At 67.8% G+C, this 19,509-nt stretch carries 18 protein-coding genes and 2 tRNA genes; 16 read left to right on the forward strand and 4 right to left on the reverse strand.

Going from position 1 to position 19,509, the window contains the following annotated elements:
- The first annotated feature begins 7 nt into the window (after positions 1-7).
- Together ACFYPC_RS07210 and ACFYPC_RS07215 are read left to right on the forward strand one after the other, a co-directional pair.
- Positions 8-1,429, forward strand: coding sequence for a DUF6177 family protein (locus ACFYPC_RS07210; RefSeq protein WP_388672178.1), 1,422 nt, complete (start codon positions 8-10; stop codon positions 1,427-1,429).
- A gap of 150 nt (positions 1,430-1,579) precedes the next feature.
- The gene (locus ACFYPC_RS07215) at positions 1,580-2,032 is read left to right on the forward strand and encodes an HD domain-containing protein (RefSeq protein ID WP_388672181.1); all 453 of its coding nucleotides are present in this window, start codon (positions 1,580-1,582) and stop codon (positions 2,030-2,032) included.
- A 28-nt stretch (positions 2,033-2,060) separates the two neighbouring features.
- On the opposite strand, the gene ACFYPC_RS07220 is transcribed toward ACFYPC_RS07215, so the two are convergent.
- Positions 2,061-3,263, reverse strand: a complete 1,203-nt coding sequence (locus tag ACFYPC_RS07220; protein ID WP_388672184.1) for an acyltransferase family protein — start codon at positions 3,261-3,263, stop codon at positions 2,061-2,063.
- Positions 3,264-3,875: 612 nt separating this feature from the next.
- Between ACFYPC_RS07220 and ACFYPC_RS07225 the strand changes: the two genes are divergently transcribed.
- Positions 3,876-4,070 carry a hypothetical protein gene (locus ACFYPC_RS07225; protein WP_190035304.1) on the forward strand — a complete coding sequence of 65 codons (195 nt, stop codon included), beginning with the start codon at positions 3,876-3,878 and terminating at the stop codon, positions 4,068-4,070.
- Positions 4,071-4,203: 133 nt separating this feature from the next.
- A complete protein-coding gene (locus tag ACFYPC_RS07230) occupies positions 4,204-4,545 on the forward strand; it encodes a hypothetical protein (protein ID WP_388672187.1) in 342 nt (113 codons plus the stop codon).
- A 147-nt stretch (positions 4,546-4,692) separates the two neighbouring features.
- Here the strand turns inward: ACFYPC_RS07230 and ACFYPC_RS07235 are convergent.
- A tRNA-Gly gene (locus ACFYPC_RS07235) sits at positions 4,693-4,766 on the reverse strand.
- 153 nt (positions 4,767-4,919) lie between these two features.
- On the opposite strand from ACFYPC_RS07235, the gene ACFYPC_RS07240 reads away from it, so the two are divergent.
- From ACFYPC_RS07240 to clpX, 5 genes are all read left to right on the forward strand, one after another.
- Positions 4,920-4,996 (forward strand) — tRNA-Pro (locus ACFYPC_RS07240).
- Between the two features lie 201 nt (positions 4,997-5,197).
- Positions 5,198-6,586 carry a trigger factor gene (tig, locus tag ACFYPC_RS07245; protein WP_388672190.1) on the forward strand — a complete coding sequence of 463 codons (1,389 nt, stop codon included), beginning with the start codon at positions 5,198-5,200 and terminating at the stop codon, positions 6,584-6,586.
- A 428-nt stretch (positions 6,587-7,014) separates the two neighbouring features.
- Positions 7,015-7,620, forward strand: coding sequence for an ATP-dependent Clp protease proteolytic subunit (locus ACFYPC_RS07250; protein ID WP_383688054.1), 606 nt, complete (start codon positions 7,015-7,017; stop codon positions 7,618-7,620).
- 117 nt (positions 7,621-7,737) lie between these two features.
- Positions 7,738-8,418 carry an ATP-dependent Clp protease proteolytic subunit gene (locus tag ACFYPC_RS07255; RefSeq protein WP_384468206.1) on the forward strand — a complete coding sequence of 227 codons (681 nt, stop codon included), beginning with the start codon at positions 7,738-7,740 and terminating at the stop codon, positions 8,416-8,418.
- Positions 8,419-8,578: 160 nt separating this feature from the next.
- Complete coding sequence (gene clpX / locus ACFYPC_RS07260; protein WP_384374029.1) at positions 8,579-9,865, forward strand: ATP-dependent Clp protease ATP-binding subunit ClpX; 1,287 nt, start codon at positions 8,579-8,581, stop codon at positions 9,863-9,865.
- 79 nt (positions 9,866-9,944) lie between these two features.
- Here the strand turns inward: clpX and ACFYPC_RS07265 are convergent, their stop codons facing one another.
- Together ACFYPC_RS07265 and ACFYPC_RS07270 are read right to left on the reverse strand one after the other, a co-directional pair.
- Positions 9,945-10,190: a hypothetical protein gene (locus ACFYPC_RS07265; RefSeq protein WP_388672193.1), complete on the reverse strand. Its 246-nt coding sequence runs from the start codon at positions 10,188-10,190 to the stop codon at positions 9,945-9,947.
- A gap of 227 nt (positions 10,191-10,417) precedes the next feature.
- Positions 10,418-10,636, reverse strand: a complete 219-nt coding sequence (locus tag ACFYPC_RS07270; protein ID WP_388672196.1) for a hypothetical protein — start codon at positions 10,634-10,636, stop codon at positions 10,418-10,420.
- Positions 10,637-11,061: 425 nt separating this feature from the next.
- Between ACFYPC_RS07270 and ACFYPC_RS07275 the strand changes: the two genes are divergently transcribed.
- From ACFYPC_RS07275 to mreD, 7 genes are all read left to right on the forward strand, one after another.
- On the forward strand, positions 11,062-13,713 hold the full coding sequence (locus ACFYPC_RS07275) for a valine--tRNA ligase (RefSeq protein ID WP_388672199.1): 2,652 nt from the start codon (positions 11,062-11,064) through the stop codon (positions 13,711-13,713).
- A gap of 173 nt (positions 13,714-13,886) precedes the next feature.
- The gene (locus ACFYPC_RS07280; RefSeq protein ID WP_388672202.1) at positions 13,887-15,416 is read left to right on the forward strand and encodes a bifunctional folylpolyglutamate synthase/dihydrofolate synthase; all 1,530 of its coding nucleotides are present in this window, start codon (positions 13,887-13,889) and stop codon (positions 15,414-15,416) included.
- 5 nt (positions 15,417-15,421) lie between these two features.
- Positions 15,422-15,793, forward strand: coding sequence for a DUF4233 domain-containing protein (locus ACFYPC_RS07285; RefSeq protein ID WP_388673372.1), 372 nt, complete (start codon positions 15,422-15,424; stop codon positions 15,791-15,793).
- Positions 15,794-15,896: 103 nt separating this feature from the next.
- Positions 15,897-16,310: a nucleoside-diphosphate kinase gene (ndk, locus tag ACFYPC_RS07290; RefSeq protein ID WP_365441692.1), complete on the forward strand. Its 414-nt coding sequence runs from the start codon at positions 15,897-15,899 to the stop codon at positions 16,308-16,310.
- 335 nt (positions 16,311-16,645) lie between these two features.
- Positions 16,646-17,665, forward strand: a complete 1,020-nt coding sequence (locus tag ACFYPC_RS07295) for a rod shape-determining protein (protein ID WP_168528104.1) — start codon at positions 16,646-16,648, stop codon at positions 17,663-17,665.
- 185 nt (positions 17,666-17,850) lie between these two features.
- On the forward strand, positions 17,851-18,789 hold the full coding sequence (gene mreC, locus ACFYPC_RS07300) for a rod shape-determining protein MreC (RefSeq protein WP_388672207.1): 939 nt from the start codon (positions 17,851-17,853) through the stop codon (positions 18,787-18,789).
- 13 nt (positions 18,790-18,802) lie between these two features.
- A complete protein-coding gene (gene mreD, locus ACFYPC_RS07305) occupies positions 18,803-19,474 on the forward strand; it encodes a rod shape-determining protein MreD (RefSeq protein WP_388672210.1) in 672 nt (223 codons plus the stop codon).
- The last annotated feature ends 35 nt before the right edge of the window (positions 19,475-19,509 follow it).

The raw sequence follows: 19,509 nt of genomic DNA on the forward strand, positions 1-19,509 counted from the left end.
CCACCTCATGACCAAGGACGTCATCACCCTCACCCAGAAGATGCCCGACGCGTTGAGCGTGCTCGCGGGGCTGCTCGCCGGGGGCCCGGACAAACTGGTGGGCGCGGAGGGCGACGGCGCGGTCGTGCAGCTCTGCGACGAGCAGGGGCGTCCGCTGGTCTCCGTCGAGGCGCCGCTGCTCGTGCAGGTCAGGGGCGAGGCCCAGCGGCTGCTCGGCGCGACGGAGCCGGACGTGCCGTACTGGTGGACCGAGGCCCGCGCCACCACCGGTGTCAAGGAGGCCGAGCAACTCGCGGGCACTTTCGCGGCGCGCCTCGCCGCACTGGTCGGCGGCACCGCCTGGCCGCCGCAGGTCGCGAACTCCCTGGCCGTGGTGAAGGCCGACGGGGTGAGCGCCGCGCGGACGCCGGCCGCGGCGCAGCCGGCCGTGGACGTCCTCACCGACAAGGTCGCCGTCGTCATCCAGGACCGCGCGGTCGTCGCCATGACGGCCTGGCTTTCGGACGCCCTGCGTGCCGCCGCCAACGCCGGACTGGGCCTGCAGATCGTCACCCCCGCGGGCACCCGCCTCTCCCCGGCGGTCCGCAACAGCCTGCCCGGCTGGCCCTCGCGCTGGGTCGTGCAGGACGAGAAGGACGGCTACTACGACGGGCTGTCCGGGGCCGTACTCCAGTGGACGCATGGCCTGTTCGCCACGGTCGAGTCGCCCGACGCGACTCAGCAGGACGTCCGCACGCCGGTGGCCGACACCTTCAAGAAGGACATCGAGGACAGAGGTGAGCGTCAACTCGCCATCTCCTTCCGCACGGTGCACCCGGCCGACGACCGCCTCGTACTCGGCGGCGCCCTGGAATCCGTGTGGCGCGAGATCACCGGTGAGCCGCCAGCCGGCTGGGGCACCGAGGAGCCGGTCAACCTCCCTTGGTCGCTGCGGCAGTTGACGGACCTGGCCTTCGAACGGTCGCCCGCGCCCACCTGGCTGGTGGTCGTCGGCAGCCCGGAGCGCCCGGGGCTCGCCACGGTCCGTGTCTCCCGTACGACGGGCGGTGTGGAGGAGGACGTCACGCTTGCGTTCGGCTACGGCCCGGGCGAGGAACCGCCGGTGGACGCCCTGCCGAGGGCCGCCGAGATCCTCGCCACCCGGCACGACCTCCAGTCGATGCTGGTCCAGATCCGCAGGGCCCGACGCGACCTCTCCGTACCGCCCCGCTTCGAGGGTCCCGGAGTCCCGCTGGCCTTCGCACTCGGCGCGGAGGAGGTCCGCGCCATGCCGGGCGACCGAGCCCGCCGTACGCCGCTTTCGCAGCCGCCGGTCCAGCTGGGCCCGAAGACCAGGCCGGCGCTGTACTACCCGCTGCCGGGGGATCCGAGCGACCTGTCGGGCTGGCAGGACTTCGAGCGCTTGATGAGGCATCTGAAGGGCGCGTGACACGGCACAGCCGCGTGCCCCGTAAGGGAGGCACGCGGCTGTGCCATTTCGTGGCTCTGTCGCGCGGGCGCGACCGGCGACGGGCGGCCCGCCGCGCTGAGACGAGCGCTACCAGGCCCACGCCATGCCACATGGGGCGACACTGTTCCCGTGACGCGAACTCTCCTGACCCTGGCTGAAGTCGAAGCCCTCGCCCGTGAGGCGCACGCCGCCCAGACCGACAAGGCGGGCCGCCCCTACGCCGAGCACCTCCAGGCCGTGGCGGAGGGCGTCCGCGAACGCGGCGGTGACGACGAGCAGATAGCGGCGGCCTGGCTGCACGACGCGGTCGAGGACGACGCGCTGTCGGAGGAGTGGCTGGCCGAGGCCGCCCTCACGAACCGCACGAAGGCCATCGTGCTGGCGCTCACCAAGCGCGAGGGCGAGCCCCCGGAGTCGTACGCGAAACGTATCCGCACGACCCCGGGCGCCCTCTTGGTCAAGGTCTCGGACCTGGCGCACAACGCCGACCCGGTCCGCCTCGCGGTCCTCGACGAACACACCAGAGCCCGCCTGACGAAGAAGTACGCCTCGATGCGCGCCCTGCTGGGCCTCGCTCCCTGAGCGCCGGCCCGGAACCTCTGGCGAGCGGCTATGCCCGCCCCGCCCCCGCCCCCGCCCCCGCCCGCTCACGCGCAAGCTCCGTCGCGTCGCGCTTGAACGCCCACTCCATGCTGGGCTCCATCGCGAAGCGGAAGACGCGCTGGACGGGCGGCGTGCACAGCAGCGTGACTCCCACGGCAGCGAGGAGCGTCACCAAGGCCTGCCCGAGCGGCTTGTGCAGCCAGCCGTGGTCGAACCAGCCCCAGTAGTCACCGCCCTTGACCAGGAAACCGTGCAGCAGGTAGCCGTACAGCGTGCCCGCGCCGAGCGCCGTGAACCAGAGCTTGCGACGCGGCACCCAGGAGAAGAAGCACGCGGTGAGTAGCAGAGAGCAGCCGAGGAGGGCGAGCGTCATGACAGGACCGGCCCACCACGGAGTCCCCAACTGCTGTGCACTGTCACGGTGGTAGAACCAGCCGGTGTTCATCCGCGGCACCGCCCAGTAGCCCACGACCAGCGCGGCCGCGAGGACCGGCACCGACAGGATCCGGACCTCGCGGCGGCGCACCAGCTGGAAGTGCTCCGGCTTCATGTACAGGCCCAGGACGAAGAACGGCAGGAACTGCAGCACCCGCTGGAGGTCCAGATCGTCACCGATCTCCGGTGACACGCTCGCGAGCATGGCGATGACGACGGCGAGCGGGAGCGGCCACCGCACCAGCTTCCACAGCGGTGTGGTCAGCCGCCAGATGAACAGCGCGGCCAGGAACCAGGTGAGGTACAGGGGGTCGAGCAGGCTGATCGCCTGGCCGGGATCGTGGTTGGCCCAGCGTGCGAAGAGGGAGTAGGCCACTTCGAAGAGGATGTACGGCACCGCGATACCGGTCACCAGCCGCTTGAGCCGGTCGGCGCGCATGTCGAAACTGCGCGAGAAGTAGCCGGAGATGAGGATGAAGGCCGGCATGTGGAAGGCGTACACGATCGTGTACAGCGTTTCGAGGCCGCGGCTCTGGCCCTTCACCGGCTCCCACGCGTGCCCCACGGCCACGAGCACGATCGCCAGGTACTTGGCGTTGTCGAAGAACGCGTCGCGTTGCTTGGCGGGCTTGGCGGACGAGGCACCCGGGTCGGCGGCATCGGCGGTCGCCTTCGCGCTCTGGGACGAGCGCGGGCCCGGAACTCCGCGCGCAGGCTGCTGCGACGGGCGGAGCGGGGCTCCATGGGGGCTTTGCGGTCGTAGCGAGTTCGTCACAGTTCCTCCGGCCGAAAACTCGGGGAGACGAATCGTGACCTCGCTGCGCATACGGGGGACGTGGCGGCGTGGAACATCTGAGGCACCCTAGCGTTGTCCGTACGTCCTCGTAAAACTGCCGATGGGATTCCTGGCTATTGCCTGCGAGTACCCGTGAACCGAGGCGTCCCACCGTCCCGTTCGCCAGTGTTCCCGTATACCGATTTACTTACCGCATACGGATGTTCTGTCCTCATTAATCCTGACTAAACGGTGCATAAGGCACGCGGGTCACTCCAGAGGTATGTCCGATTCGTTGGCATTTTTCGACCCGCTCTCGACGCCTTCGATGTGCCTGTGACAACAATTCGAATTACCTGCGAACAGGATGTGTGGACACGGAAACGATCACTCTGAATTTCCCGTGAGGCCTACCTTCGAATTGCAGTGCGCAGCACCGCAGTTCACCCGGCCGGAGGGGCAACCGCGGTGTGGGGCTCATGTGGCCGTAGCCGACGATGCGTCACCCGCGGCATACGGGAGCCGGGTTGGTGGCACGATGGTTCTGGCGGGGGTGTGTGGGGCTGCACCCTCGGGCCGGGAGAGCAGACCGACCGTAGGGTGTGATCAGTTGTGGCCATTTCGCTGTCAGTGGTGCTCCTGTTGGCGATCATCCTCGTGGTGTTGATCCGAGGAGGATCGATCAAGGCGGGACCAGCCGTGGTGGCGGTGCTCTTCGGCTTCTTCCTCGCCTCGACAGGTATGGCCGACGACATCCAGCGGTTCCTCAACTCCATAGCGGAGACCATCAACTCGATCCAGTTCTGAACGAACACCGACGGCCCGGCGCCCAACGCGGGGCCGCCGGGGCTTCGTCATGCCCGGACGCCATGTGCGGGATGCCGGTCGTGGTTGGGCTCCACCTGAGGCGTCATCCCTGAGAAAGAGACAGGATGAGTACGTGCTTCCTCCTCGCCTGCTGTGGCGTGATCCCCGGCCGATCCCCCGTCTCAACCGGCAGGAGCCGGTGACGCAGATCGTCCGCGACCGTGACTTCTACGAACCGACAGAGGAAGACGACTGCTCGACGTACTCGTACTTCTGCCTGACCCATGACCGCCATTACTGGCACGAGGCGTGTGGGGAGGGGGCGCATCTCATCGCCCTGCACTGCGAACAGCACGGGCCTGAAAACGTGTGGCCGCAGCCGCTCATGCTGATGTTCCCCGAGGGGTTCGCTCCTCGGCTGAGCGAGGCGCAACTGGTTTGGGCGCAGTCGGAGAGCGACGCTGTCTGGACATGATCCAGGGCGCCAAGAGGCCGAAGAGGCAAGATCGCCAAGCCCAAGGGGCACGCGGGGGACACGGCGGACACGGCGGACTGAACGGAGCCCCCGGCAACGACAAGGGCCAGGCGGAGGATTGAACATCTCGCCTGGCCCTACGTCATTTGGAGCGGGCGACGGGAATCGAACCCGCGTAGCTAGTTTGGAAGACTAGGGCTCTACCATTGAGCTACGCCCGCGTGGGACGCACCGCAGGTGGAGTGACCGCGGCACGGAGAACATCGTAGCGGGTCGCACCCCTTCGCCGCACACCGCGTTACGTGCCCCTTGCACGCTCCCGAAATGCGGCAGCCGTACCCGCCCGAGGCATGTATCTTACGTGTCGCACCAGACGGGGTGTGGCGCAGCTTGGTAGCGCGTCCGCTTTGGGAGCGGAAGGCCGTGGGTTCAAATCCCGCCACCCCGACCACCGTGCGGCCGCCGTGCCGGACGATCGCCAAGATCACCTTTTGGGGCGTGTACCGCCTGCGGTTACTATGCAAGCTGCGTGCCCGTGTGTCTGCATTGTTACGACGTCTCTCAAGGGCCGCGAATCCGCCCAAGGCTCTGCCCGACTCGGCAGCAGCACGCAGCAGAACCCCCAAGAAGTCAGCCACAAGGAGACCGAACCGTGAAGAGCGCCGTGGAGACCCTGAACCCGACTCGGGTTCGGCTCAGCATCGAGGTGCCCTTCGAGGAGCTCAAGGACAGCCTCGACGCGGCGTACAAGAAGATCAACCAGCAGGTCACGGTGAAGGGGTTCCGGAAGGGCAAGATCCCGGCGCGCGTCATCGACCAGCGGTTCGGTCGCGGCGCCGTGCTGGAGGAGGCCGTCAACGACGCGCTCCCGAAGTTCTACACCGAAGCGGTCAACGAGGCTGAGCTGAACGTCCTCGGCCAGCCCGAGGTCGACATCACCGAGCTGAAGGACGGCGAGACGCTGAACTTCACCGCTGAGGTCGACGTCCGCCCGACGATCGAGATCCCGGACTACTCCGGCATCGAGGTCGAGGTCGACGCGGTCGAGGTCAGCGACGAGGACGTCGAGAAGGCCGTCACCGAGCTGCGCGAGCGCTTCGCCTCGACCTCCCCGGTCGAGCGCGCCGCCCAGGACGGCGACGTCGTCACCCTCGACCTGGAGGCCAAGGTCGACGGCGAGGTGCTGGAGGACGGCATCGCCTCCGACGTCTCGTACACCATCGGTTCCGGCGAGCTGCTCGACGGCATCGACGAGGCCGTGAAGGGCCTGGAGGCCGGTGGCGAGGCCACCTTCGCCTCCGAGCTCAAGGGCGGCTCGGCGGCCGGCAAGGACGCCGAGGTCACCGTCAAGGTCAGCCAGGTCGCCGCGCGCGAACTGCCCGAGCTGGACGACGAGTTCGCGCAGCTCGCCTCCGAGTTCGACACCATCGAGGAGCTCAGGGCGGACAGCCGCAAGCGCCTGGAGAACATGAAGCAGTACGACCAGGCCACGCAGGCCCAGGAGCGCGTCCTGGCGAAGCTGCTCGAACTGGTCGAGGTCCCGGTCCCCGAGAAGCTGCTCGCGGACGAGATCAACACCCGTAAGCACAACCTCGAGCACCACCAGCTCGGTCAGATGGGCCTCGACATCGAGAAGTACCTCGAGATCCAGGGCAAGACGGCCGAGGAGTTCGACGCCGAGACCGAGGAAGCCGCGGTCAAGGGCATCAAGACGCAGTTCGTCCTGGACGAGCTCGTCAACAAGGAGAAGCTGAGCGTCAACCAGGAGGAGCTCACCGAGCACCTCATGCGGCGCGCGGCCTCCTCCGGCATGTCCCCCGACCAGTTCGCCCAGGCCGTCGTCGAAGGCGGCCAGGTCCCGATGCTGGTCGGCGAGGTCGCCCGCGGCAAGGCCCTCGCGGTCGTCGTCGAGGCCGCCGTGGTCAAGGACACCAACGGCGAGATCGTCGACCTGGCCGACGAGGACGAGGCCGAGGCCGCGACCGAGCCCGCCACCGAGGTCACGGACGGCGACGCCGCCGAGGAGAAGACCGAGGCCTGACCGCCTCGCTCTGTACGCCATGACGGGCCCCCGGGGACTTCTTGCCCCCGGGGGCCCGTCGTGCTCTTCAGGGGCGCGGTCGGCCCCCACAAGGCCGCACACGCGTCTGCCACGGGCTGCCCATCGGCGCGTGCGGCTTGTGGTGGGTTGCTCGCGCAGTTCCCCGCGCCCCTGCCGGGGGCCACTGAAACCCTGTTCAAGCAGGCGCCGCGCATGCGCTCACAGCGAACAGTTCCCCCTCCGGGATTCCCCGGAGGGACCCGCGCGTTAGGGTCCATGAAGACGAGGGCAGGGAGTCCCCGAAGCCGCCCGGAGGCGGTGTACAGCCGCTCCCATGGCGGTGTGTACCGGGGTCCCACGCCCCAGCCGAAGACGTGAGACGGCCCGGCGCCGTCGTAAGACGAGCAGGTGGATACGTGACGAATCTGATGCCCACAGCTGCCGGCGACCCTATCGGTGGTGGCCTCGGTGACCAGGTCTACAACCGGCTGCTCGGCGAGCGGATCATCTTCCTCGGCCAGGCGGTCGACGACGACATCGCCAACAAGATCACCGCGCAGTTGCTGCTCCTTGCCTCCGACCCGGACAAGGACATCTACCTCTACATCAACAGCCCCGGCGGCTCGATCACTGCCGGCATGGCGATCTACGACACCATGCAGTACATCAAGAACGACGTGGTGACGATCGCCATGGGCATGGCGGCCTCGATGGGCCAGTTCCTGCTCAGCGCCGGCACCCCCGGCAAGCGCTTCGCGCTGCCGAACGCCGAGATCCTGATCCACCAGCCCTCGGCCGGCCTCGCCGGTTCCGCGTCGGACATCAAGATCCACGCCGAGCGGCTGCTGCACACCAAGAAGCGGATGGCGGAGCTGACCGCGTTCCACACCGGCCAGACCGTGGAGCAGGTCACCCGCGACTCGGACCGCGACCGCTGGTTCGACCCGGTCGAGGCCAAGGAGTACGGCCTCATCGACGACATCATGCCCACCGCGTCCGCCATGCCGGGCGGCGGCGGTACCGGGGCGGCGTAAGCCCCTCAGCGCCCCTCAGGGCGGCGCGGGCCTCTCATCGCCCCCACGGGGTGGCGCAGGCGCCCCAGCGCCTCCAGCCGACCGCCACAGCCCTTTTCAGGCTCTTCAGGAGACACAGTGAACGACTTCCCCGGCAGCGGCCTCTTCGCCCGCACGCAGGCCGAGTACACCGGTCCTCGCGCGGAGTCCCGCTACGTCATCCCGCGCTTCGTCGAGCGCACCTCGCAGGGCGTGCGTGAGTACGACCCGTACGCGAAGCTGTTCGAGGAGCGCGTGATCTTCCTCGGCGTGCAGATCGACGACGCCTCCGCCAACGACGTCATGGCGCAGCTGCTGTGCCTGGAGTCGATGGACCCCGACCGTGACATCTCGGTCTACATCAACAGCCCCGGTGGCTCATTCACGGCGCTCACGGCCATCTACGACACGATGCAGTTCGTGAAGCCGGACGTCCAGACGGTCTGCATGGGCCAGGCCGCCTCGGCCGCCGCCATCCTGCTGGCCGCCGGTACGCCGGGCAAGCGCATGGCTCTTCCGAATGCGCGCGTTCTGATCCACCAGCCTTACAGTGAGACCGGCCGCGGGCAGGTCTCCGACCTCGAAATCGCCGCGAACGAAATCCTCAGGATGCGTGCGCAGCTGGAAGACATGCTGGCCAAGCACTCGACCACGCCGATCGAGAAGATCCGCGAGGACATCGAGCGCGACAAGATCCTCACGGCTGAGGACGCGCTGGCGTACGGCCTGATCGACCAGATCATCTCCACCCGGAAGATGAACAACAACGCGGTCGTCTGACGTATCCCTGTAGCATCTGCCGCTCCTTGGCACGGTTCACGACAAAGTGAACCGCGCCAAGGGGGGCCCGAACGGGGGGCTGGGCAAGGTACCGTCGGACATAAGGCAGCACCAGGAGCCGCTGGACCTAGGCGTCTCCCAGGCGAAGGGGAAGCACACCGTGGCACGCATCGGTGACGGCGGCGATCTGCTCAAGTGCTCGTTCTGTGGCAAGAGCCAGAAGCAGGTCAAGAAGCTCATCGCAGGCCCTGGTGTGTACATCTGCGACGAGTGCATCGATCTCTGCAACGAGATCATCGAGGAAGAGCTGGCGGAGACGAGCGAGGTGCGCTGGGAGGAACTTCCCAAGCCCCGCGAGATCTACGAGTTCCTCGAGGGGTACGTCGTAGGCCAGGAGCCGGCCAAGAAGGCGCTCTCGGTCGCGGTGTACAACCACTACAAGCGCGTCCAGGCCGGTGAGAACAGCGCGGGGCAGAACCGCGAGGACGCCATCGAGTTGGCGAAGTCCAACATCCTGCTTCTCGGCCCGACGGGTTCGGGCAAGACACTTCTCGCCCAGACCCTGGCCCGCATGCTCAACGTCCCGTTCGCCATCGCCGACGCGACGGCGCTGACGGAGGCCGGGTATGTCGGCGAGGACGTCGAGAACATCCTGCTGAAGCTCATCCAGGCAGCGGACTACGACGTCAAGAAGGCCGAGACCGGCATCATCTACATCGATGAGATCGACAAGGTCGCGCGCAAGAGCGAGAACCCCTCGATCACCCGTGATGTGTCCGGCGAAGGTGTCCAGCAGGCCCTGCTGAAGATCCTCGAAGGCACCACGGCCTCGGTCCCGCCGCAGGGCGGACGCAAGCACCCGCACCAGGAGTTCATCCAGATCGACACGACGAACGTGCTGTTCATCGTGGGCGGCGCCTTCTCGGGCCTGGAGAAGCTCATCGAGTCGCGGGCGGGAGCGAAGGGCATCGGCTTCGGCGCGACGATCCGTTCGAAAATCGAACTCGAAGCCAAGGACCAGTTCGAGGACGTCATGCCGGAGGACCTGGTCAAGTTCGGCATGATCCCCGAGTTCATCGGCCGTCTCCCGGTCATCACCTCCGTCCACAACCTGGACCGCGAGGCCCTCCTCCAGATCCTCGTCGAGCCCCGCAACGCACTGGTGAAGCAGTACCAGCGTCTCTTCGAACTCGACGGCGTGGAGCTGGACTTCGAGGGCGAGGCGCTCGAAGCCATCGCCGACCAGGCCATCCTCCGCAAGACCGGCGCCCGCGGGCTGCGCGCCATCATGGAGGAAGTCCTCATGTCCGTGATGTACGAGGTCCCGTCCCGCAAGGACGTGGCCCGTGTCGTCATCACGTCCGAGGTCGTCCGCTCGAACGTGAACCCGACGCTGATCCCGCGGGATGCGCGCGGACGCGGTCCGGGCGAGCAGAAGACGGCGTAGGCAGATCCCGTACGGCGAAGGGGCCCCGGTCAACTGACCTGGGCCCCTTCGCCGTTGGTTCCGTCGCCGCCCGGGGGCGTCAGGCCTTGACGCGTACATCCACGCGGAGCTTGGCGGTCAACTCGGCCGCCTCGTCCAGCGACTTGCTCTTGCCCGCGGTCAGCTCTGCCAGGTCGTATGACATCACGTAGGCGAGCGTGCTGTGGTCACCCCAGATGCAGAAAGGCATGCTCGCGGTCGTGCCGGATGCGGTGGACTCGATCGTCTGGCACTTCATGACGCCGTTCTCGAAGCCGGCGGGAGTGAACGCCGTGGGGCTGCCCACGAGCTTGCTGCCGACGTTCGTGTCCTTCGTCTGAACGTTTTCCTCGCGAGATGCGGTGCCGCGCCTGAATGACCTCACACTGGTCGCGCATCCCACACGCAGTGCATCACCAGGGTCTCGGCTTCCAGCGCCCTGCGGGCCGTTTGGCCGCGGTTACATCGAGAGGAAGTCGGCGAAACCCACTCCCTAGTTAACAGCTGTGGGGACGCATGCAGTGTCTGGCGTCGTCATTCAGCTACACAGCGATGAAATTGCGTCAGGTTCACGTCATGTCTTGAAGGTAGGGCCAGTTCCGTGATCACATGAACTGAATCGGCCACACGTTCGAGTGGCTGCCCAAGAATGGGAGTTTCAATAATGAAGACGAAGCGCATCTTGGCAACTGTGGGTGTGGTTGTAGCCGCAGGGATTGCACCGCTCATTACAGCTTCGTCGGCCTCGGCCACGGTCGCCCAGTGCACCGGCATAGTCAACAGCTATGGGTACGTCGTTGGCGCGAAAGTGACAACCGCTTGTTCCTACCCGGCACTGCCCACCGGGCTGGGAACGACGACTCCTCATCCGCTATGCGTTTCCTTGCTCTGGGACCTTGGAGTCACAAATAGTGTAAGGCAGAAGGCCTGTTCGTGGGCCTAATGCCTGACGGGTAGCCGCTGCGACGAGAGGGGGCGCTCACTGTCGAAGTGCCCCCTCTCGTCGTTGCGGCTCCGCATTGACGGGGACGTCATTGCGGAGCTTGGCAGCTAGGGACGCCGTGCCGTCGATCGAACCGCCGTCACCGCTGGCGAGTTCGGCATAGCCGTAGGTGGGCTCCACCGTTACGAAGTAAACGCGTTTCAGGACACCCCCGTGACGCCTCTAAACTGACCCTGTGACCGACAACGCTCAGCAGCAGCCACCCGCGCCCACCTCCGACCTGCCGACCCAGTACGCGCCGGCCGAGGTAGAGGGGAAGCTGTACGAGCGCTGGGTCGAGCGGGGTTACTTCGCCGCCGACGCGAAGAGCGACAAGCCCGCGTACACCATCGTCATCCCGCCGCCGAACGTCACCGGCTCGCTGCACCTGGGGCACGCCTTCCAGCACACGCTCATGGACGCGCTGACGCGCCGTAAGCGCATGCAGGGCTTCGAGGCGCTGTGGCTGCCGGGCATGGACCACGCGGGTATCGCCACGCAGAACAAGGTCGAGCAGCAGCTTGCCGAGGAGGGCAAGTCGCGGCAGGACCTCGGCCGTGAGGCGTTCGTCGAGCGCGTCTGGCAGTGGAAGGAAGAGTACGGCGGCAAGATCCTCGGGCAGATGCGCCGGCTCGGGGACGGTGTGGACTGGTCGCGCGAGCGGTTCACCATGGACGAGGGGCTGTCCCAGGCCGTCCAGACCATCTTCAAGAAGCTGTACGACGACGAGTTGATCTACCGCGCCGAGCGCATCATCAACTGGTGTCCCCGCTGCCTGACCGCGATCTCCGACATCGAGGTCGAGTACCAGGAGGACGACGGCGAGCTCGTCTCCATCAAGTACGGGGAGGGCGACGAGACCCTCGTGGTCGCGACCACCCGTGCCGAGACGATGCTCGGTGACACCGCCGTCGCCGTTCACCCGGACGACGAGCGCTACAGGCATCTGGTCGGCAGGCGCATCAAGTTGCCCCTCACCGACCGGACCATCCCCGTCGTCGCCGACACCCACGTCGACCCCGAGTTCGGCACCGGCGCCGTCAAGGTCACCCCCGCCCACGACCCGAACGACTTCGCCATCGGCCAGCGTCACGGCCTGGAGTCGATCACCGTCATGGACGAGCGGGCGGTCATCACCGTCCACGGCCCCTTCCAGGGCCTCGACCGCTTCGAGGCCCGCTCCGCCATCGTCGGCGCGCTGCGCTCGCAGGGCCGGATCGTCGCCGAGAAGCGCCCGTACGTCCACAGCGTGGGGCACTGCTCGCGCTGCCGCACGACCGTCGAGCCGCGCCTGTCCATGCAGTGGTGGGTCAAGGTCGGCCCGCTGGCCCAGGCCGCCGGCGACGCCGTCCGTGACGGGCGGGTCGCCATCCACCCCGCGGACATGTCGAAGCGCTACTTCGACTGGGTCGACAACATGCACGACTGGTGCATCTCACGGCAGTTGTGGTGGGGCCACCGGATCCCCGTCTGGTACGGCCCTGACGGCGAGGTCGTCTGCGTCGGCCCCGACGAGGAGCCGCCGAGCGGCGAGGGCTGGACCCAGGACACCGACGTCCTCGACACCTGGTTCTCGTCAGGGCTGTGGCCGTTCTCCACGCTCGGCTGGCCCGAACAGACTCCCGATCTGGAGAAGTTCTACTCGACCGACGTCCTGCTCACCGGCCACGACATCATCTTCTTCTGGGTCGCCCGGATGATGATGTTCGGCCTGTACGCGATGGACGGCGAGGTCCCCTTCAAGACCATTGCCCTCACCGGCCTGGTCCGCGACGAGCGCGGCAAGAAGATGTCGAAGTCCTTCGGCAACGTCGTCGACCCGCTCGACTGGATGGACAAGTACGGCTCCGACGCCGTCCGCTTCACGCTCGCCCGCGGCGCCAACCCGGGCACCGATGTGCCGATCGGCGAGGACTGGGTCCAGGCGTCCCGGAACTTCGCCAACAAGATCTGGAACGCCACGCGCTTCGCGTTGATGAACGGCGCGACGGTCCAGGGCCCGCTGCCGGAGGCGTCGAAGCTGTCGGCGACCGACCGGTGGATCCTGTCCCGGCTGAACAAGACCGTCGCCGAAGTCGACGCCTTCTACGACGACTTCCAGTTCGCGAAGCTGTCCGACTCGCTCTACCACTTCGCGTGGGACGAGGTGTTCGACTGGTACGTCGAGCTGTCGAAGACGACGTTCATGGCGGGCGGCGAGCCGGCGAAGGTCTCGGGCCGGGTCCTCGGTGAGGTCCTGGACGTGACGCTGCGTCTCCTCCACCCGGTCGTCCCGTTCGTGACGGAGACGCTCTGGACCACCCTCACGGGCGGTGAGTCCGTCGTGGTCGCCGAGTGGCCGAAGGCTGTGCTGGTTCCTGGGGCGGACACCCCGGGCGGCTTCCGCGACGACGCCGCCGAGCGGGAGATCGAGACGCTCCAGCAGGTCATCACGGAGGTCCGGCGCTTCCGTGCCGACCAGGGCCTGCAGCCCGGCCAGCGGGTGCCGGCCCGGCTGACCCTCGACGGGACCGCGCTGGCCCCGCACGAGGCGGCCATCCGGCAGTTGCTGCGTCTCCAGCCGGAGGGCGAGGGCTTCTCGGCCACGGCGACCCTGCCGGTCGGCGGTGCCGTCGTCGCGCTCGACCTGTCCGGCACGATCGATGTCGCCGCGGAGCGCAAGCGGCTCGCGAAGGATCTCGCCGCCGCCGAGAAGGAGAAGGCCCAGGCGCACGGGAAGCTGGGCAACGAGGCGTTTCTCGCCAAGGCACCGGACCAGGTGGTGGAGAAGATCCGCACGCGGCTCGCCAAGGCGGACGAGGACATTGCCCGGATCAAGGAGCAGCTGGAGCGGTTGCCGCAGGCGTGAGCGAGGGGCGGGGAGGGCAGTTTTTCGCCCCCTCCGCCCCTGCCCGTCCCGTTCCTGGGGGCTGCCGCCCCCAGACCCCCGCTTCGGCCTGAACGGCCTCGTCCTCAAACGCCGGACGGGCTGAAACTCTTGCCCGCGCCGGAGGGCCTTCGACCCCTCCGTAGACTGGCCCCGTGAGCCAGCTCCCCCCGCACGACAGCAGCGAGTCAGAACCGCAGGATCCGTTGGGTCTCTTCGAGGAGATCGTCGCGGCCGAGACCGGTCGTGACCCCGATCTCGCGGTGATCGAGGCCGGCAGCCGAACCCTGCGTACCCAGGGCGTCGGCGGCCCGGAGGCCGACGTACCCGGCCGCCCGGCCGACCCCGAGACCGACAAGGCGCTGCGCGAGGTGGAGGCCGAGCTCGCGACGCGCTGGGGCGAGACGAAGCTGGAGCCGTCCGTCAGCCGGATCGCCGCACTGGTGGACACGCTGGGCGAGCCGCAGCGGGCGTACCCGTCGATCCACATCACGGGGACGAACGGCAAGACGTCCACGGCCCGCATGATCGAGGCGCTGCTCGGCGCCTTCGACCTGCGCACCGGCCGGTACACCAGCCCCCACGTGCAGTCGGTCACCGAGCGGATCAGCCTCGACGGGGCGCCGATCTCCGCCGAGCGGTTCATCGAGACGTACCAGGACATCAAGCCGTACGTCGAGATGGTCGACGCGCAGCAGGAGTACCGGCTGTCCTTCTTCGAGGTGCTGACCGGTATGGCGTACGCGGCCTTCGCCGACGCGCCGGTCGACGTCGCCGTCGTCGAGGTCGGCATGGGCGGGAGCTGGGACGCCACCAACGTGATCGACGGGGATGTCGCCGTCATCACCCCCATCGACCTCGACCACACCGACCGGCTGGGCGGCACGCCCGGCGAGATCGCCGTGGAGAAGGCCGGCATCGTCAAGGCGGGCGCGACCGTCATCCTGGCGCAGCAGCCGGTGGACGCGGCGCAGGTGCTGTTGAAGAAGGCCGTCGAGGTGGACGCGACGGTGGCCCGGGAAGGGCTGGAGTTCGGGGTGGTCGCGCGGAGCGTCGCCGTCGGCGGGCAGTTGGTCACCTTGCGCGGGCTCGGCGGGGAGTACGAGGAGATCTTCCTGCCGCTGCACGGCGCGTACCAGGCGCACAACGCCGCGGTGGCGCTCGCGGCCGTCGAGGCGTTCTTCGGCGTCGGCGCCGGGCAGACCCAGCGGCTCGACATCGACAACATCCGCAAGGCCTTCGCCTCGGTCACCTCGCCGGGCCGTATGGAGGTCGTCCGCCGTTCGCCCACCGTCGTGCTGGACGCCGCGCACAATCCGGCCGGGGCCCGTGCGACCGCCGAGGCCGTCAGCGAGGCGTTCGACTTCAGCCGGCTGATCGGTGTGGTGGGCGCGAGTGCGGAGAAGGACGTACGGGGGCTCCTCGAGGCCTTCGAGCCGATCTTCGCCGAAGTGGTGGTCACACAGAACTCCAGTCAGCGCGCGATGGACGCGGACGAACTGGCCGGGATCGCTGTCGAGGTCTTCGGTGACGACCGGGTGCAGGTGGAGCCGCGGCTCGACGACGCACTGGAGGCCGCGATCACGCTGGCCGAGGAAGAGGGCGAGTACGCCGGAAGCGGTGTGCTTGTCACCGGCTCCGTCATCACCGTCGGCGAGGCCCGGCTGCTGTTGGGGAGGGGATGACCGCTGTGCGTACGCTCTGTGCTTCGACTCTGATCGGTGAGTTCTTCGTCATCGGGTTCGCCGCGCTGGTCGCGATGAAGGATCCCGATCTGGCGACCTCCACGGTGTGGACGGTCAGCGGGATCCTGATGGCGCTGAGCATCCTGCTCTGCGGCGTGATCACGCGGCCGGGCGGCCTCCAGCTCGGCTGGGCGCTGCAGATCGCGCTGATCGCCAGTGGGTTCTTCGTGCCGTCGATGTTCATTCTCGGGCTGATCTTCGCCGCCCTGTGGTGGGCGTCGATCCACTACGGGCGGGAGATCGACGAGGCCAAGGCCCGGTTCGCGGCGCAGGCCCAGGACCCGGCGCAGGGTCAGCCGGGGGGCAACGCGGCGTAGTGGTGGCGGCGTACCCCCGTATCACCTGACGTTGCGTAACACCTACCCAGACACGCCCTGTAGCCTCGGTTCCCCCACGCCATGTGATTGAAGGAGCCATCAAGTGAGCCAGCGCACCCTCGTCCTTCTCAAGCCCGACGCCGTCCGTCGCGGCCTGACCGGCGAGATCATCAGCCGTATCGAGCGCAAGGCCGGCTGGCAGATCACCGCGCTGGAGCTGCGGACGCTGGACCAGGACACGCTGGAGCAGCACTACGGCGAGCACAAGGGCAAGCCCTTCTACGAGCCGCTGGTGGAGTTCATGGCCTCGGGGCCGGTCGTGGCGCTCGTCGTCGAGGGTGAGCGGGTCATCGAGGGAGTTCGCGCGCTCGCTGGTCCCACCGACCCGATCGCCGCCGCTCCGGGCTCCATCCGCGGCGATTTCGGTGTGATCGTCCGCGAGAACCTGATCCATGCCTCCGACTCCGAGGAGTCCGCCGAGCGCGAGCTGAAGATCTTCTTCCCCGGCCGCGGCTGAACGGGCGCCGGGGCGTGAGCTTCGGGCCATAAGTATTTTTCGAGAATCTTTCTGAGGGGGCGTCAGCCCCACTCTCCTGTCTGACCTGGGACGGCCGTGTATTTACGGCCGTCCCGTGGCATATGCGTGCCGATCGGGGGAACGCGTACCCCCGATGGCCCGTCTCCAGGAGCGGGGCGTCGTCTCATCTGCTGACAATGGCGAAGACCCTCGCGCAGTGTTCGTGCAGGCGCGTCTACGATGTAAGCCTTCACCTCACTGCACCCAACTCGCCGTCCTAAAAAGCCGTCAAAGCTCCACTTGGGAAGGCCAGACGAATCCTGATGGGGAACTCAATGTCGTTCATCGGCCGTGACATGGCTGTCGACCTCGGGACCGCCAACACGCTGGTGTACGTCAGGGGTCGCGGGATCGTACTCAACGAGCCCTCCGTCGTCGCGATCAACACCAACACCGGTGGCATTCTCGCGGTCGGCTCGGAAGCGAAGAAGATGATCGGCCGGACCCCCGGCAACATCGTTGCCGTGCGTCCGTTGCGGGACGGTGTCATCGCCGACTTCGAGATCACCGAGCGCATGCTCCGCTACTTCATTCTGAAGATCCACAAGCGGCGCTACCTCGCGCGCCCCCGTGTCGTCGTCTGTGTGCCCTCGGGCATCACGGGCGTCGAGCGCCGTGCCGTCATCGAGGCGTCGTCCCAGGCCGGGGCGCGCCAGGTGCACATCATCGAGGAGCCGATGGCCGCCGCCATCGGTTCCGGCCTGCCGGTCCATGAGGCCACGGGCAACATGGTGGTGGACATCGGCGGCGGCACCACGGAGGTCGCGGTCATCTCGCTCGGCGGCATCGTCACCGCCCAGTCCATCCGCGTCGCGGGCGACGAGCTGGACAACGCGATCATCCAGCACATCAAGAAGGAGTACTCGCTTCTTCTCGGTGAGCGGACTGCCGAACAGATCAAGATCACGATCGGTTCGGCGTACGACCTCGACAATGACGAACACACCGAAATCCGTGGCCGGGACCTCGTGTCCGGGCTGCCCAAGACCGTCGTCATCTCCGCGGCCGAAGTGCGCAAGGCCATCGAAGAACCGGTCAACGCGATCATCGACGCGGTGAAGACGACCCTCGACAAGTGCCCGCCGGAGCTCTCCGGCGACGTGATGGACCGCGGAATCGTTCTGACCGGCGGCGGAGCCCTGCTGCGCGGTCTCGACGAGCGGCTGCGCCGCGAGACGGGCATGCCGATCCATATCGCCGAGGACCCGCTGGACAGCGTGGCGCTCGGCGCCGGCAAGTGCGTCGAGGAGTTCGAGGCACTCCAGCAGGTTCTGGACGCCCAGCCGCGCAGATGAGGTAACTCTTCGATTCCGCCGTACGAGATGCACCCTTCTCGTACGGCGGATCGTTGATATTCAGGCATAGGCTCCCCCATAACATTCTCAACACCCTTGGCATTTCTGCTCGGGGTGCGCCCCTGTTGACGCATCCCGAACTCATTCCTGAACCATTCCGACGTAGGAAGGCACGGCCGCCGCACGTGAGGGACACACGAGAGAGCCGGCTGCTCCTGGTGCTGCTGATCGCCATCGCGTTCGCTTTGATCACGGTGGACATCCGCGGTGGCGAGGAGTCACCGGTCGACGGTGCCCGGGGGGCCGCCGCCACGGTCTTCGGCCCGATCGAGAACGGGGTGGCGTCCGCGGTCGACCCCGTCGGCAACGCGATCGCGGCGGTCCGCGACTCGGGAGAGCGGCACGACCGCATCTCCCAGCTCGAACAGGACAACGCGGCGCTGAAGGCGAAGCTCGGCAGCGACGACCGCAACAGCAGCCGTCTCACCCAGCTCGACAAGATGCTCAAGACGGCGGGCGCCGGCCAGTACGGCATCAAGGGCGCCGAAGTCATCGCCATAGGAGCGGCCCAGGGCTTCTCCTGGACCGTGACGATCGACGTGGGCTCCGGCGACGGCATCACCCGCGACATGACCGTCCTCAACGGAGACGGCCTGGTCGGGCGCGTCACCACGGTCGGCCCGAACACCGCAACCGTGCTGCTCGCCAACGACCCCGACTTCACCGTCGGCACGCGCATGGAGGCCACCGACGAACTCGGCTTCGCCTCCGGACAGGGCGACCAGCCGCTGCGCGTCGAACTGCTCAACGGCAAAGCCAAGATCAACAAGGGTGACCGGCTGGTCACCTTCGGCTCGCAGGCCGACAAGCCGTTCGTGCCCGGCGTACCCGTCGGTGTCGTCTCCCGTGTCGACCCGTCCGGTGGCGACCTGACCCGCACCCTCTACGTCAAGCCGTTCGTCTCGTTCACGAAGCTCGACATCGTCGGTGTCGTCGTGCAGACCCCCGACAAGGACCCGCGCGACGCCGTGCTGCCGCCCAAACCCAAGCCAACTCCCACGCCGACGGTGACCGTGACGGTCATCCCCTCGGCGGACGTGCCCGTCGACGGCCAGCTGCAGTAGGAGCCGAATCCCCATGCGTTTCAACCGGATGCTGCTCTCCACCACCCTGGTGGTCGTCGCCCTGGTGATCCAGGTGAGCGTCCTCGCCCGGCTCCACCTCCCGGGCGCCGTCCCCGACCTGCTGCTACTGACCGTGCTGGCCCTGGCCATGGTCTACGGCCATGTCGGCGGCGCCCTCATCGGCTTCGGCGCCGGCCTCCTCGCCGACCTCGCCCCGCCCGCCGACCACGCGGCCGGGCGCTACGCGCTCGTACTGTGCATCATCGGCTACCTGGCCGGCCTGGCGAAGCCCGACAACGGCCAGCTCAAGTCCGCGACCGGACCGATGGCCGTGGTCGTCGCCGCCGCGATCGGATCCACCCTCCTGTACGCCGGTGTGGGCGCCCTCGTCGGCGACACCTCCGCCCGCCATGTGGGCCTCTCCGGCCTGCTGTTCAGCGCCGCCCTGTACGACCTGCTGCTCGCGCCCTTCGTGGTCCCGGGGCTCATGGCCCTGGCCAGACGCGCCGAGAACGACCCGCTCGCCGAGGCCAACTCGGGCGGCAAGTCGGCCGATGTCGCCGCGGGCTGGCTGTCCTCGGGCACGGGGCTGCGCATCGGCAGCCAGCGCGGCGGACTCAGAGTGAAGGCCGCCAAGGCGCGGGTCGCCCGGGCAGGACGCATCAAGGGGGTCAAGCGGCTTTGAACGCGCACCAGTTGGTGGCCTGGACGCACAGGTTC

It is taken from the genome of Streptomyces sp. NPDC005808, assembly GCF_042871385.1.
Taxonomy (GTDB): domain Bacteria; phylum Actinomycetota; class Actinomycetes; order Streptomycetales; family Streptomycetaceae; genus Streptomyces.

Bases quoted from the DNA above. Each gene is read 5' to 3' on its own strand.
- ACFYPC_RS07210 (WP_388672178.1), top strand. From the start codon at position 8: ATGACCAAGGACGTCATCACCCTCACCCAGAAGATGCCCGACGCGTTG.
- ACFYPC_RS07250 (WP_383688054.1), top strand. From the start codon at position 7,015: ATGCCCACAGCTGCCGGCGACCCTATCGGTGGTGGCCTCGGTGACCAG.
- ACFYPC_RS07295 (WP_168528104.1), top strand. From the start codon at position 16,646: ATGTCGTTCATCGGCCGTGACATGGCTGTCGACCTCGGGACCGCCAAC.
- mreD (WP_388672210.1), top strand. From the start codon at position 18,803: ATGCGTTTCAACCGGATGCTGCTCTCCACCACCCTGGTGGTCGTCGCC.